The 14602-nt window shown below is 58.6% G+C and carries 7 protein-coding genes and 2 tRNA genes; all 9 read left to right on the forward strand.

Features of this window, described 5'->3' with window-relative positions; translation table 11 throughout:
* Positions 1–29: 29 nt before the first annotated feature.
* The gene (gene rplL / locus EAO39_RS02655; protein WP_120965954.1) at positions 30–401 is read left to right on the forward strand and encodes a 50S ribosomal protein L7/L12; all 372 of its coding nucleotides are present in this window, start codon (positions 30–32) and stop codon (positions 399–401) included.
* Between the two features lie 278 nt (positions 402–679).
* Entirely contained in the window at positions 680–4792 is a 4113-nt protein-coding gene (gene rpoB, locus EAO39_RS02660) for a DNA-directed RNA polymerase subunit beta (RefSeq protein ID WP_120965956.1), read from the forward strand.
* An 18-nt stretch (positions 4793–4810) separates the two neighbouring features.
* Positions 4811–9025, forward strand: a complete 4215-nt coding sequence (gene rpoC, locus EAO39_RS02665) for a DNA-directed RNA polymerase subunit beta' (RefSeq protein WP_120965958.1) — start codon at positions 4811–4813, stop codon at positions 9023–9025.
* Positions 9026–9161: 136 nt separating this feature from the next.
* Positions 9162–10538: a 16S rRNA (cytosine(967)-C(5))-methyltransferase RsmB gene (gene rsmB, locus EAO39_RS02670; protein ID WP_120965959.1), complete on the forward strand. Its 1377-nt coding sequence runs from the start codon at positions 9162–9164 to the stop codon at positions 10536–10538.
* A 64-nt stretch (positions 10539–10602) separates the two neighbouring features.
* Positions 10603–11142, forward strand: a complete 540-nt coding sequence (locus EAO39_RS02675) for a DUF4390 domain-containing protein (protein ID WP_240466882.1) — start codon at positions 10603–10605, stop codon at positions 11140–11142.
* Complete coding sequence (locus EAO39_RS02680) at positions 11142–13469, forward strand: ATP-binding protein (protein WP_120965963.1); 2328 nt, start codon at positions 11142–11144, stop codon at positions 13467–13469. The genes EAO39_RS02675 and EAO39_RS02680 overlap by 1 nt, the downstream gene beginning before the upstream one ends.
* A gap of 17 nt (positions 13470–13486) precedes the next feature.
* Positions 13487–14152, forward strand: coding sequence for a response regulator (locus EAO39_RS02685; RefSeq protein WP_120965965.1), 666 nt, complete (start codon positions 13487–13489; stop codon positions 14150–14152).
* 84 nt (positions 14153–14236) lie between these two features.
* Positions 14237–14312 (forward strand) — tRNA-Phe (locus EAO39_RS02690).
* Between the two features lie 153 nt (positions 14313–14465).
* Positions 14466–14541: transfer RNA gene (locus tag EAO39_RS02695), tRNA-Phe, on the forward strand.
* The last annotated feature ends 61 nt before the right edge of the window (positions 14542–14602 follow it).

Below are 14602 nucleotides of genomic sequence, written 5' to 3' on the forward strand. Positions count from 1 at the left end.
ACAAACCAACAAATTTGTTAGGAAATAACATGGCATTCGATAAAGACGCATTCTTGACCGCCCTGGACAGCATGACTGTTCTGGAACTGAACGACCTGGTCAAGGCAATTGAAGAAAAGTTTGGCGTGTCCGCTGCCGCTATGGCTGCTCCCGCTGCTGGTGGCGCTGCTGCCGCCGCTGTGGAAGAAAAGACCGAGTTCAACGTTGTGCTGACTGAAGCCGGCGCGAACAAGGTTTCCGTGATTAAGGCTGTGCGTGAAATCACTGGCCTGGGTCTGAAGGAAGCTAAGGACCTGGTTGATGGCGCTCCTAAGAACGTCAAGGAAGCCGTTGCCAAGGCTGACGCTGAAGCTGCTGTGAAGAAGCTGATCGAAGCCGGTGCTAAGGCTGAACTGAAGTAATTCAGTGAAATCAAGGGCTGGAGACTCTTTTCAGGGTCTCCAGCCTTTGGCGCTTGTGAAATGCGCTGAAAAGAACACACCAAAAAGCAGGTTTCCCGGGGAGTCTGCTTTTTAGTGTCTTCTGACAATCCGACAGCAGAAGATGCCTTGGTTCGGGTGATGTGCAACGCATCACCGTCAGCCATGGTTGGTAGTGGCCAACCGCCAAGCCCGCAGAGTGAATCCTCTGTGGGGCAGTCGTCGCAGACCCAGGACTCATGTCTTTGCCCGGAGATCTCATGGCCTATTCTTACACCGAACGCAAGCGAATTCGCAAAAGCTTCGGGAGCCGCGAAAGCGTGCTCGAAGTGCCTTATCTGCTGCAGATGCAAAAAGATGCCTATACCGCATTCTTGCAGGCAGATGTAGCCCCCAAAAAACGTACCATTGATGGCCTGCAAGCGGCTTTCAATTCCGCATTCCCCATCGTCTCCCACAACGGATTCGTTGAAATGAAGTTTGTCGAGTACAACCTCGCCAAACCTGCTTTTGACGTTCGTGAATGTCAGACCCGTGGTCTGACCTTCGCCTCGGCCGTGCGTGCCAAGGTGCAGTTGATCATCTATGACCGTGAGTCATCCACGGCTCAGTCCAAGGTGGTCAAGGAAGTGAAGGAACAAGAGGTCTACATGGGCGAAGTGCCCCTGATGACCGAAAAGGGTTCTTTCATCGTCAACGGTACCGAGCGCGTGATCGTGTCTCAGCTGCACCGTTCGCCTGGCGTGTTCTTTGAACACGACAAGGGCAAGACCCATAGCTCGGGTAAGCTGCTGTTCTCGGCACGCATCATCCCTTACCGCGGTTCCTGGCTGGACTTCGAGTTCGACCCCAAGGACCTGCTGTTCTTCCGTGTGGACCGTCGCCGCAAGATGCCTGTGACGATTCTGCTGAAGGCCATCGGTCTGACGCCTGAAACCATCCTGGCCAACTTCTTCGTCAACGACAATTTCCGTCTGATGGACAGTGGCGCCCAGATGGAGTTCGTGGCTGATCGTCTGAAGGGTGAAATTGCCCGTTTCGACATCACCGACAAGGCTGGCAAGGTCGTTGTGGCCAAGGACAAGCGCGTCACCGCCCGTCATACTCGTGAGATGGAGCAATCGGGTACCAAGTACGTCAGCGTGCCTGAAGACTTCCTGATCGGCCGCGTTGTCGCCAAGAACATTGTTGATCCCGACACCGGTGAAATCATTGCCAAGGCCAACGAAGAGTTGACCGAAGCTTTGCTCAAGAAGCTGCGCAGTGCCGGCGTGCAAGATCTGCAATGCCTGTACACCAATGAGCTGGATCAAGGCGCTTACATCTCGCAGACCCTGCGTACCGATGAAACCGTGGACGAATTTGCCGCCCGCGTTGCCATCTACCGCATGATGCGTCCCGGCGAGCCTCCTACCGAGGACGCTGTGCAAGCGCTGTTCCAGCGCCTGTTCTACAACCCCGATACGTACGATCTGTCGCGCGTGGGTCGTATGAAGTTCAATGCCAAGGTCGGTCGCGATGGCGCAACCGGCCCCATGGTGCTGTCCAACGAAGACATCCTGGCCGTGGTCAAGATTTTGGTGGATCTGCGCAATGGCAAGGGTGAAGTCGACGATATCGACCACCTGGGCAACCGTCGCGTGCGCTGCGTGGGTGAACTGGCCGAAAACCAGTACCGCACCGGTCTGGCACGTATCGAAAAGGCTGTGAAGGAACGTCTGGGTCAGGCTGAGCAAGAGCCTCTGATGCCTCACGATCTGATCAACTCCAAGCCCATCTCTGCGGCCCTGAAGGAGTTCTTCGGTGCATCGCAGCTGTCGCAGTTCATGGACCAGACCAACCCTCTGGCCGAAATCACCCACAAGCGCCGTGTTTCGGCTCTTGGCCCGGGCGGTTTGACTCGCGAACGTGCCGGCTTTGAAGTGCGTGACGTGCACGTGACCCACTACGGTCGCGTCTGCCCTATCGAAACGCCTGAAGGTCCAAACATTGGTCTGATCAACTCGCTGGCCCTGTACGCCCGCCTGAATGAGTACGGCTTCATCGAAACGCCTTACCGCCGCGTGGTGGATGGCAAGGTGACCAACCAGATCGATTACCTGTCTGCCATCGAAGAAGGCAAGTACGTGATCGCTCAGGCCAATGCCGAGCTGGATGCCGAAGGCCGTCTGACGGGTGACCTGGTGTCGGCCCGTGAAAACGGTGAATCGACCCTGCTGTCCGCTGAGCGCGTGCAGTACATGGACGTGTCGCCTGCGCAGATCGTGTCGGTGGCTGCTTCCCTGATTCCGTTCCTGGAACACGATGACGCGAACCGCGCATTGATGGGTGCCAACATGTCGCGTCAGGCCGTGCCTGTGCTGCGTCCTGAAAAGCCCATGGTCGGCACCGGCATCGAGCGCGTGGCCGCTGTGGACTCCGGCACCGTGGTGACGGCAACTCGCGGCGGTATCGTGGATTACGTGGATGCAACCCGCATCGTGATCCGCGTGAACGACGACGAAGCCGTGGCTGGTGAAGTGGGTGTGGACATCTACAACCTCATCAAGTATCAGCGTTCCAACCAGAACACCAACATCCACCAACGCCCCATCGTCAAGCGCGGTGACAAGTTGGCCAAGGGTGATGTGCTGGCGGACGGCGCTTCTACCGATCTGGGCGAAATCGCCATCGGTCAGAACATGCTGATCGCTTTCATGCCCTGGAACGGCTACAACTTCGAAGATTCGATCTTGATCAACGAGCGCGTGGTGGCTGAAGACCGCTACACCTCGATCCACATCGAAGAACTCGTGGTCATGGCTCGCGATACCAAGCTTGGCCCAGAGGAAATCACGCGCGACATTCCGAACCTGTCGGAGCAGCAACTGAACCGTCTGGACGAGTCCGGCATCATCTACGTGGGCGCTGAAGTGCAACCCGGCGATGTGCTGGTGGGCAAGGTCACCCCCAAGGGTGAAACGACTCTGACTCCTGAAGAAAAGCTGCTGCGCGCTATCTTCGGTGAGAAGGCTTCGGACGTGAAGGACACCTCGCTGCGTGTGGATCAGGGCTCGCAAGGCACCGTGATCGACGTGCAAGTGTTCACGCGTGAAGGCATCCAGCGCGACAAGCGTGCTCAACAGATTATTGATGATGAGCTCAAGCGCTTCCGTCTGGATCTGAACGACCAGCTGCGTATTGTGGAAGCCGATGCGTTCGACCGTATCGAGAAGCTGCTGACCGGCCGCGTGGCCAATGGCGGTCCACAAAAGCTGTCCAAGGGCGCCAAGATCGACAAGGCGTATCTGGACGGCGTGGAGAAGTTCCACTGGTTCGACATTCGTCCGGCGGAAGACGATGTGGCTGCCCAACTGGAGTCCATCAAAAACTCCATCGAGCAGCAGCGTCACAACTTCGACCTGGCTTTTGAAGAAAAGCGCAAGAAGCTCACGCAAGGCGACGAGTTGCCTGCTGGCGTGCTGAAGATGGTCAAGGTCTACCTGGCTGTCAAGCGTCGTCTGCAGCCTGGTGACAAGATGGCCGGCCGTCACGGTAACAAGGGTGTGGTCTCCAAGATCGTGCCTGTGGAAGACATGCCTTACATGGCTGATGGCTCCACTGCCGACATTGTGCTGAACCCGTTGGGCGTGCCTTCGCGTATGAATATCGGTCAGGTGCTGGAAGTGCACTTGGGCTGGGCCGGCAAGGGTCTGGGCCAGCGCATCGGCAACATGCTCCAGGAAGAAGCCCGTGCTGCTGAAGTGCGCGCCTTCCTGGAAGAGGTGTACAACAGCCGCGGCCGCAAGGAAGACCTGGCCCAGCTGGACGACAACGAAGTTCTGGCCATGGCCCAGACCTTGACCACGGGCGTGCCGTTTGCCACTCCCGTGTTCGACGGTGCTTCCGAGCAGGAAATCAAGGACATGCTGAAGCTGGCATATCCCGATGACCTGAAGGAACGTAAGGGCCTGACCGAGACCCGCACACAGGCTTACCTGTATGACGGCCGTACCGGTGACCGCTTCGAGCGTCCCACCACCATCGGCTACATGCACTACCTGAAGCTGCACCACTTGGTTGACGACAAGATGCACGCCCGTTCCACCGGTCCGTACTCGCTGGTGACGCAACAACCTCTGGGCGGTAAGGCTCAGTTCGGTGGTCAGCGTTTCGGTGAAATGGAAGTGTGGGCGCTGGAAGCTTACGGCGCCGCCTACGTGCTGCAGGAAATGTTGACTGTGAAGTCCGATGACGTGGTGGGCCGTACCAAGGTGTACGAATCCATCGTCAAGGGTGAGCATTCCATCGAGGCAGGCATGCCCGAGTCGTTCAACGTGCTGGTCAAGGAAATCCGTTCCCTGGGCCTGGACATTGAACTCGAACGTTCTTAATTGAAAAGGAAAGAGTCTATGAAATCGCTACTCGACCTGTTCAAGCAATTTACGCCTGATGAGCATTTCGATGCCATCAAGATCGGCCTGGCCTCGCCCGAAAAGATCCGTTCGTGGTCTTTCGGTGAAGTGAAGAAGCCTGAGACGATCAACTACCGTACCTTCAAGCCCGAGCGTGATGGTCTGTTCTGCGCCAAGATCTTTGGCCCGATCAAGGACTATGAATGCCTGTGCGGCAAGTACAAGCGTTTGAAGCACCGCGGCGTGATCTGCGAGAAGTGCGGCGTTGAAGTCACACAGACCAAGGTGCGTCGTGAACGCATGGGTCACATCGACCTAGCTGCGCCTTGCGCCCACATCTGGTTCCTGAAGTCCCTGCCATCGCGTCTGGGCCTGGTGCTGGACATGACGCTGCGTGACATCGAGCGCGTGCTGTACTTTGAAGCCTATGTGGTGACCGATCCCGGCATGACTCCGCTGAAGAAGTTCAGCATCATGACCGAAGACGATTACGACGCTAAGTGCATCGAATACGGCTACGACGAATTCACCGCCAAGATGGGTGCTGAAGGTATCAAGGACCTGCTGGAAGGCATTGATATCGACGTCGAGATCGAGCGTCTGCGCGGCGATCTGACCGGCTCCGAAGTCAAGGTCAAGAAGAACGCCAAGCGTCTGAAGCTGCTGGAAGCATTCAAGAAGTCCGGCATTCGTCCCGGTTGGATGGTGATGGAAGTGCTGCCTGTGCTGCCTCCGGATCTGCGTCCTCTGGTGCCTCTGGACGGCGGCCGCTTTGCGACCTCCGACCTGAACGACCTGTACCGCCGCGTTATCAACCGTAACTCGCGTCTGCGTCGTCTGCTGGAGCTGAAGGCTCCCGAAATCATTGCGCGCAACGAAAAGCGCATGCTGCAAGAAGCCGTGGACAGCTTGCTGGACAACGGTCGTCGCGGCAAGGCCATGACAGGCGCCAACAAGCGTGCCCTGAAGTCCCTGGCCGACATGATCAAGGGTAAGAGCGGTCGTTTCCGTCAGAACTTGCTGGGCAAGCGCGTGGACTACTCCGGTCGTTCCGTGATTACCGTGGGTCCTTACCTCAAGCTGCACCAGTGCGGTCTGCCCAAGCTGATGGCGCTGGAATTGTTCAAGCCCTTCATCTTTGCGCAGCTCGAGCAGCGCGGCATTGCCACGACCATCAAGGCTGCCAAGAAGGAAGTGGAAGCCGGCACACCCGTGGTGTGGGACATTCTTGAAGAAGTCATCAAGGAACACCCCATCATGCTCAACCGTGCGCCTACGCTGCACCGTTTGGGTATCCAGGCTTTCGAGCCCATCTTGATCGAAGGCAAGGCACTGCAACTGCACCCGCTGGTTTGCGCTGCGTTCAACGCCGACTTCGACGGTGACCAGATGGCTGTTCACGTGCCCCTGTCTGTGGAAGCGCAGATGGAAGCCCGTACGCTGATGCTGGCCTCCAACAACGTGCTGTTCCCTGCTTCGGGCGAGCCTTCCATCGTTCCTTCTCAGGACGTGGTGCTGGGTCTGTATCACGCCACGCGTGAGATGATCAACGGCAAGGGCGAAGGCATGGTGTTTGCCGACCTGGCTGAAGTGCAGCGCGCACTCGATGCCAACGAAACCGAACTGCATGCCAAGATCAGCGTGCGCCTGACCGAGTGGAACAAGAACAAGGAAACTGGCGAATTCGAGCCTGTGACTTCGTTGGTTGAAACCACCGTGGGTCGTGCTCTGCTGTCCGAGATTCTTCCCAAGGGCCTGGCGTTCACCAACATGAACAAGGCACTGAAGAAGAAGGAAATCTCCAAGCTGATCAACGCGTCCTTCCGTCGCTGCGGCCTGAAGGCTACCGTGGTGTTCGCCGACAAGTTGCTGCAAAACGGCTTCCGTCTGTCGACTCACGCTGGTTTCTCCGTGTCGATCGACGACATGCTGGTGCCTCCGCAAAAGGCCGAGATCCTGGCCCGCGCCGAAGGCGAAGTGAAGGAAATCGAACAGCAGTACGTCTCGGGTCTGGTGACCTCCGGTGAGCGCTACAACAAGGTGGTGGACATCTGGGGCAAGGCCGGCGACGACGTGTCCAAGGTGATGATGGACCAGCTGAAGGTTGAAAAGACCACCGACCGCCACGGCAACGTGGTGGAGCAAGAGTCTTTCAACGCCATTTACATGATGGCCGACTCCGGCGCTCGTGGCTCTGCAGCCCAGATTCGTCAGCTGGCCGGTATGCGTGGTCTGATGGCCAAGCCTGACGGTTCCATTATTGAGACGCCTATTACCGCGAACTTCCGCGAAGGCCTCAATGTGTTGCAGTACTTCATCTCGACCCACGGTGCCCGTAAGGGTCTGGCCGACACGGCGTTGAAGACAGCTAACTCCGGTTACCTGACTCGTCGTCTGGTGGACGTGACGCAAGACTTGGTCGTGAACGAACAAGACTGCGGTACGTTCAATGGCTACCTGATGCGCGCCATCGTCGAAGGCGGTGAAGTGATCGAATCCCTGCGCGACCGCGTGCTGGGCCGTTCCGTCGCTGAAGACGTTCTGCACCCCGAAACACGCGCAGTGTTGATGGCCGCAGGCACGCTGCTGGACGAAGACAACATCGAAGAGCTGGAAGCTCAAGGCGTGGACGAGATCAAGGTCCGTACGGCCCTGACCTGCGAAACCCGCTTTGGTCTGTGCGCAACCTGCTATGGCCGCGACTTGGGTCGTGGCGGCATGATCAACCTCGGCGAAGCCGTGGGCGTGATTGCAGCCCAGTCCATCGGTGAACCCGGTACTCAGCTGACCATGCGTACGTTCCACATCGGTGGTGCGGCTTCGCGTGCAGCCATCGCGTCTAGCGTGGAAGCCAAGTCCAACGGTTCCATCGGCTTCAATAGCACGATGCGCTATGTGAGCAACACCAAGGGTGAGCTGGTCGTGATTTCGCGCTCCGGCGAAATCGTGATTGCTGAAAACGGTCGCGAGCGTGAGCGTCACAAAGTGCCTTACGGTGCTGTGCTGACGGTCAAGCCCGATGAAGCCATCAAGGCTGGCAAGATCCTGGCTAACTGGGATCCGCTGACTCGCCCCATCATTACGGAATACGCCGGTCGGGTGAATTTCGAGAATGTGGAAGAAGGCTTGACAGTTGCCAAGCAGGTCGACGAAGTGACCGGTCTGTCCACTCTGGTGGTGATCGATCCTAAGCGCCGCGGCTCTGCCAAGGTGGTTCGTCCTCAGGTCAAGCTGATTGATGCCAACAACCAGGAAGTCAAGATCCCCGGTACCGATCACTCGGTGACGATTGGCTTCCAGGTTGGCGCGCTGATTCAGGTGCGTGACGGCCAGGAAGTGGGCCCCGGCGAAGTGCTGGCCCGTATCCCCGTTGAAGGTCAGAAGACCCGAGACATTACCGGTGGTCTGCCACGTGTGGCCGAGCTGTTCGAAGCCCGTACGCCTAAGGACAAGGGTACTCTGGCCGAGATGACCGGTACCGTGTCCTTCGGTAAGGAAACCAAGGGCAAGATCCGCCTGCAGATCACTGATCTGGAAGGTAAGGTCTCTGAAGAGCTGGTACCTAAGGAGCGCAACATTCTGGTCCACGAAGGCCAGGTGGTGAACAAGGGCGAATCGATTGTGGACGGCCCAGCCGATCCTCAAGACATCCTGCGTTTGCTGGGTATCGAAGAACTGGCGCGTTACATCGTTGACGAAGTGCAGGACGTGTACCGCTTGCAAGGCGTGAAGATCAACGACAAGCACATCGAGGTGATCGTTCGCCAGATGCTGCGCCGCGTTGTGATCGAGAACCCAGGCGAGACCACCTACATCCAGGGTGAGCAGGTCGAACGCTCGGAAGTGCTCAACACCAACGAGGACATGCAAAAGCAAGGCAAGATTCCAGCAACGTACTCCAACGTGCTGCTGGGTATTACCAAGGCTTCGCTGTCGACCGACTCCTTCATCTCGGCTGCTTCCTTCCAGGAAACAACCCGCGTGCTGACCGAGGCTGCCATCATGGGCAAGCGCGACGAGCTGCGTGGCCTGAAGGAAAACGTGATCGTGGGTCGTCTGATCCCTGCCGGTACCGGTCTGGCCTACCACCAGGCACGCAAGGCCAAGGACGAAATGGACGACGCCGAGCGCCGTGCCATCGCCGATGCCGAAGCGGCTGAACTGGCTGGCGTGACCGCCGACGAAGCTTCCAGCGACGCTTCTGCCGAGTAAGCTGCAGCCAGATCCAGGGTGGGCAACCGCCCTGGATTGAGCTCAGCTGTGCGCTCCCGCTCTGCCTGCCGCAGACGGGAGCGTTTTTCTTTTGAAGAATTATTTAAATCTGCCTTGGCTCCAAGGCCTGTCGTCCATGAATCAAAAGCCCGAGAAAAAGCAGCCCACAGCAGATCAGCACCATGCGCCTGCGCTGTGGCAGCAACTGGATGCCGTGGCCCAGGCCCTGCATGGCATCTTGGGTGGGCAGTCGAGCAAAACGGTGCTGGCACAGGTGCCGCAGCGCTTGCGCCCCGGTGTCCAGGCTTTGTTGTTCCAAGTGCTGCGCAATCTGGGTCGTGCGCAAGCGCTGCAAAAGCAGCTGGCCCCGCGCGCTCCAGCCCCGAAGGTCAGTGCCTTGCTGTGTACCGCCCTGGCCCTGGCCTGGACGGATGAACAGGCACCGTATCCTCCGTTTACCCTGGTCAATCAGGCCGTTGAAGCGGCCAAGCGCGGTGCGGCACGTGCTCAGTCGGGTTTTATCAACGCCTGTTTGCGCCGTTTCTTGCGCGAGCGCGATGCGCTGGTGGTGGCCACGCAAGCGAGCCCGGTGGCCGTCTGGAACCATCCTGCCTGGTGGATAGAACGTCTGAAAAAAGACCACCCCCAGGATTGGCAAACCATTTTGACGGCCAACAATGCGCAGCCGCCCATGACCTTGCGTGTTAATCAGCAAAAATGCACTCAAGCCCAGTATCTGAAAGCGCTTGAAGCTATTGATTTGAGAGCTTCATGGGTGGCGGATATGGGTTTGCAGCTGGAGCATGCCGCGCCGGTGAACGAGCTGCCGCATTTCGCCGAAGGCTGGGCTTCCGTGCAGGATGCTGCCGCGCAACTGGCCGCTCCCTTGCTGCTCAAGGGCCTGGCACCGGTAGCAGGCCGCCCGCTGCGCGTGCTCGATGCCTGCGCTGCACCCGGCGGCAAGACCGCGCATTTGCTGGAATATGCACAACCTGGCTCGCTGCAGGTGACGGCGCTGGAGATCGATGCCGAGCGTGCGCATCGCATTGACGATACGTTGGGTCGCCTTGGCCTCAAGGCCCAGGTATTGGTGGCGGATGCCTCGGCACCGGATCAATGGTTTGAATCGCAGTGCGATGGCGAGCTGTTCGATGCCATTTTGCTGGATGCGCCTTGCTCGGCTTCGGGCATTGTGCGGCGCCAGCCCGATGCACGCTGGCTGCGCCGCGAAACCGATATTGCCCAGCTGGGGGAGATTCAATCCCGTCTTCTCGATACCTTGTGGCCCTTGCTGCAACCCGGCGGGCGCATGGTTTACTGCACCTGCTCGGTCTTCAAGGCCGAGGGTGAGGCCCAGGTGCAAGCGTTTCTTGCACGCAACACTACGGCGCTCAGCTTGCCTGCGGCAGGGCATTTAATTCCTGGCAAACCGGAAAAAGCGGATAGGCTGACTGACAATGCTTTAGGTGACCACGACGGCTTTTATTACGCACTGCTGGAAAAAACGCGCTGACACTTTCGCGCAGGCTTGGTGGCGCACGCTGCTGGCCTGCATGCTGTGTCTGGTGGCTTCCGGCATGCTGATGAAAAGCTGGGCGGACACGGTACCGGCCGATATCAGCTCCATGAAGGTCGAGCGCAGTGACGAAGGCCTGTTTCTGTCTGCCAATTTGCAGTTTGACTTGCCCATGCAGGTCGATGATGCCTTGCGTCAAGGCATCCCCATTTACTTTGCCGCCGAAGCCCAGGTGCAGCGCGAGCGCTGGTACTGGTCCGACCAGCAACTGGGCACGGCCACGCGCTATTACCGTCTTACTCACCAGCCGCTGACGCGCCGCTGGCGTCTGCATATCTCCAATAACTCTTTCACCAGTTCCTCCGGTGGGCTGGTTCTGGGCCAGACCTATGAGCAGCTGGAAGATGCGCTGGCCGCCATTCAGCGCATTTCGCGCTGGAAAATCATGGAGCCGGGGCAGCTCAATGGCACCTCCGGTGTCTCGGTGCAACTGCGCTTCAGAGTAGATTTATCGGCCTTGCCAAGGCCTTTGCAAATTGGTGCTCTGGGCCGTTCGGGCTGGAATTTGCAACTCTCGCGCACACAGATACTGGAGCCCTGATGGCTGATTTCAAGCATCTGGATTCCGAAGGCTCGCTGCCGTCCACCACGCGCTGGTCCCGCGCCACCCGCTTGGCCGTGGGTACGGGCGTGGCGTTGATGGCTGTTGTCGGTGTGATGCTGCTGTTTTTGCTCACTTTGGCCACGAATAACCGCTTGGCTTACGAGAGAAATTACAACTGGCTGTTTGCCGCCAATGTGGTGGCCGCAGGCCTGTTGCTGTTCATTTTGCTGTGGGGCGGCATACGTCTTGCCCTGCGCTTGCGCCGTGGTCGTTTCGGCAGCCGGCTGCTGCTCAAGCTGGCAGGCATTTTCACCCTAGTGGGCCTGGTGCCGGGCTTGCTGATTTATGTGGTGTCCTATCAGTTTGTTTCCCGCTCCATCGAGAGCTGGTTTGATGTCAAGGTGGAAGGTGCGCTGTCCGCCGGGGTGAGCCTGGCCAGCGCCACGCTGGAGACGGTGGCCAACGACATGGCCAATAACACCCGCACGGCAGGAGCTCAGCTGTCCACGGTGTCCGATACCGGTGCGGCGCTGGTGCTGGAGCGCATACGGGATCAGATTGGTGCCACGGATGCCGTGCTCTGGAACGCCTCGGGCCGGGCCATTGCCAGCGTCGGTAAATCCCAATTCGATCTGCAGCCGGAGCGCCCCAGCACGCAGGAGCTGCGCACTCTGCGAGAGCAACGAACGATTGCCAGCATCGAAGGGCTGGATGACGAAACCGAAGGCCCTTCAGAAAAGGCCGCCGCCAACGCCCGCGTGCGAACCCTGGTGCTGGTGCCCAATCCTTCCGTCAATCTGCTGGAAGAGCCGCGCTATCTGCAAGCCACCATCCCGTTGCCGTCCAGTCTGGTGACCAATGCCCTGGCTGTGCAGGAGGCGAACCGGGAGTACCAGGAGCGCGCCCTGGCCCGTGGCGGCCTGCAGCGCATGTATATAGGCACGCTCACGCTGGCCTTGTTCCTGGCCGTGTTTGGTGCCGTGGTGCTGGCTGTGGTGCTGGGCAATCAGCTGGCCAAGCCCTTGCTTTTACTGGCCCAGGGCATGCGCGATGTGGCAAGAGGCGATCTGCGGCCCAAGCCTGCCTTGCAGAACAAGGATGAAATCGGCGGGCTGACCCGCTCGTTTGCGGTGATGACCCAGCAACTGGCCGATGCCCGCTCGGATGCCAACCGCAATCTGCTGCAGCTCGATTCCGCCCGCGCCAATCTGCAAACCATTCTGGATAATCTGACCTCGGGTGTCATCGTGCTTGATGACCAGGGACGCATCGTGCTCAGCAACCCGGGTGCGACCCGCATCTTGCGTGCACCCATGGCGGTGTTCCAGGGCAAGCGCTTGCGCGATGTGTCGGGGCTGCAGGACTTTGCCCGTGTGGTGCAGGAGCAGTTTGCCCTGTTCCTTGGCGATCCCAACGCCGCCCAGGGGCGCGACCGCTGGCAACTGGTGTTCGAGCTCGATGGCGGTGACGGCGACGTGGTGCACAACACGACGAGCCTGGTCATGCGTGGTGCAGAGCTGCCGGATGCCCAGCGCCTGCTGGTGTTTGACGATATCTCCGAGATTGTGTCTGCCCAGCGTGCACAGGCTTGGGGCGAGGTGGCGCGACGGGTGGCGCATGAGATCAAGAATCCGCTGACCCCGATTCAGCTGTCTGCCGAGCGCATGGCGATGAAGCTGACCGACAAGCTGCAGCCAACGGAGCAGGCCCTGCTGGCCAAATCTGTCAAAACCATTGTGGATCAGGTGGCCGCCATGAAGCGGCTGGTGGACGAGTTCCGCGAATATGCGCGTTTGCCGGCCGCCAATCTGCAGGCGTTAGACTTGAACACTCTGGTGACCGAGGTGCTTCAGCTCTATGGCGAGGAAAATGCGACGGTGCGCGTAGACGCCATGTTGGACGAGCAATGCCCTCCCATTCGTGGTGACAGCCAGCAGTTGCGACAGGTCATCCACAATCTTTTGCAAAATGCGCAGGACGCGACGATGCAAAAGGCTCAGGAAACCGGGCAGACTCCAGGCCCCGTCACCATTGAAACTCGCTGGCTTGATTCAACGCAACGGGTAAGGCTGAGCATCAGCGACAGTGGCACGGGATTTGCTGCCAACATACTGCAGCGGGCGTTTGAGCCCTACGTCACAACCAAATCGCGTGGCACGGGACTGGGTCTGGCTGTGGTTAAAAAAATTGCCGACGAGCACCATGCCCGGGTTGACCTGGGTAATCGAGAGGAAGACGGGATAGTGCAAGGTGCACGAGTCTCGCTATCATTTGCACCTGATGACCGTGCGACGTGGCCTGATGCCGCCTCGCACACCGCATAGCAATAGGCTTTAGACACATGGCAAACATACTGGTGGTCGACGACGAACTGGGGATCCGGGATTTGTTGTCGGAAATCCTCAACGACGAAGGTCATAGTGTGGACGTGGCGGAGAACGCCAATCAGGCGCGCATCGCGCGTGCCTCTAACGCCTATGACCTCGTGTTGCTGGATATATGGATGCCGGATACGGATGGCGTCACGCTGCTCAAGGAATGGGCAACGGCCGGACAGCTGACCATGCCCGTCATCATGATGAGCGGCCATGCCACGATAGAGACGGCTGTGGAAGCCACGCGCATCGGTGCGCTGTCCTTTCTGGAAAAACCCATCACCATGCAAAAGCTGCTCAAGGCGGTGGAGCAGGGCCTGGCCCGCAGCTCGACCAGCCAGGCGGCTGAATCCACAGCGGCCAGCAATGACGGTATCGCGCCGGCGCTGGCCACCAGCGTCTCGGCTCAGGCAACGGAAGACAATCTGCCGCATGCCCACCAGGGCTTTGACCTGGATCGCCCGCTGCGTGAAGCCCGTGATGGCTTTGAAAAAGCCTATTTCGAATTTCACCTGGCCCGCGAAGGCGGCTCCATGACGCGTGTGGCCGAGAAGACGGGACTGGAGCGCACCCACTTGTACCGCAAGCTGCGACAACTGGGCGTGGACCTCGGACGCAATCGCCGCGGATAATTTTCAGAAAATTTGCGTATTTCGATTTGAGGTCGAAAAGTATGCATATAATCGTGGCTTCGGTATGCGAGAGCATAAAGAAAAGGCCCGGTAGCTCAGTCGGTAGAGCAGAGGATTGAAAATCCTTGTGTCGGCGGTTCGATTCCGTCCCAGGCCACCAAATTCAAATCCCCAGTGCTGCAAAGTACTGGGGATTTTTGCATTCAGGCCTGATTTCTAACGGCGACTTCATCGCCGGATGACCAGGCAAGATGCGAAGGCGAAAGTATGCATATAATCATGGCTTCGGCAAACATCAACGCTGAATGAAAAAGGCCCGGTAGCTCAGTCGGTAGAGCAGAGGATTGAAAATCCTTGTGTCGGCGGTTCGATTCCGTCCCAGGCCACCAAATTCAAAGCCCCAGTACTGCAAAGTACTGGGGCTTTTCTCATTGCCTCGAGGCCCGGGCC

It is taken from the genome of Comamonas sp. lk (assembly GCF_900564145.1).
Lineage (GTDB): Bacteria > Pseudomonadota > Gammaproteobacteria > Burkholderiales > Burkholderiaceae_C > Comamonas.

Coding starts and splice junctions, on each gene's coding strand:
- rsmB (WP_120965959.1), top strand. CDS start 9,162: ATGAATCAAAAGCCCGAGAAAAAGCAGCCCACAGCAGATCAGCACCAT.
- rplL (WP_120965954.1), top strand. CDS start 30: ATGGCATTCGATAAAGACGCATTCTTGACCGCCCTGGACAGCATGACT.
- EAO39_RS02685 (WP_120965965.1), top strand. CDS start 13,487: ATGGCAAACATACTGGTGGTCGACGACGAACTGGGGATCCGGGATTTG.
- rpoC (WP_120965958.1), top strand. CDS start 4,811: ATGAAATCGCTACTCGACCTGTTCAAGCAATTTACGCCTGATGAGCAT.
- EAO39_RS02675 (WP_240466882.1), top strand. CDS start 10,603: ATGCTGATGAAAAGCTGGGCGGACACGGTACCGGCCGATATCAGCTCC.
- rpoB (WP_120965956.1), top strand. CDS start 680: ATGGCCTATTCTTACACCGAACGCAAGCGAATTCGCAAAAGCTTCGGG.
- EAO39_RS02680 (WP_120965963.1), top strand. CDS start 11,142: ATGGCTGATTTCAAGCATCTGGATTCCGAAGGCTCGCTGCCGTCCACC.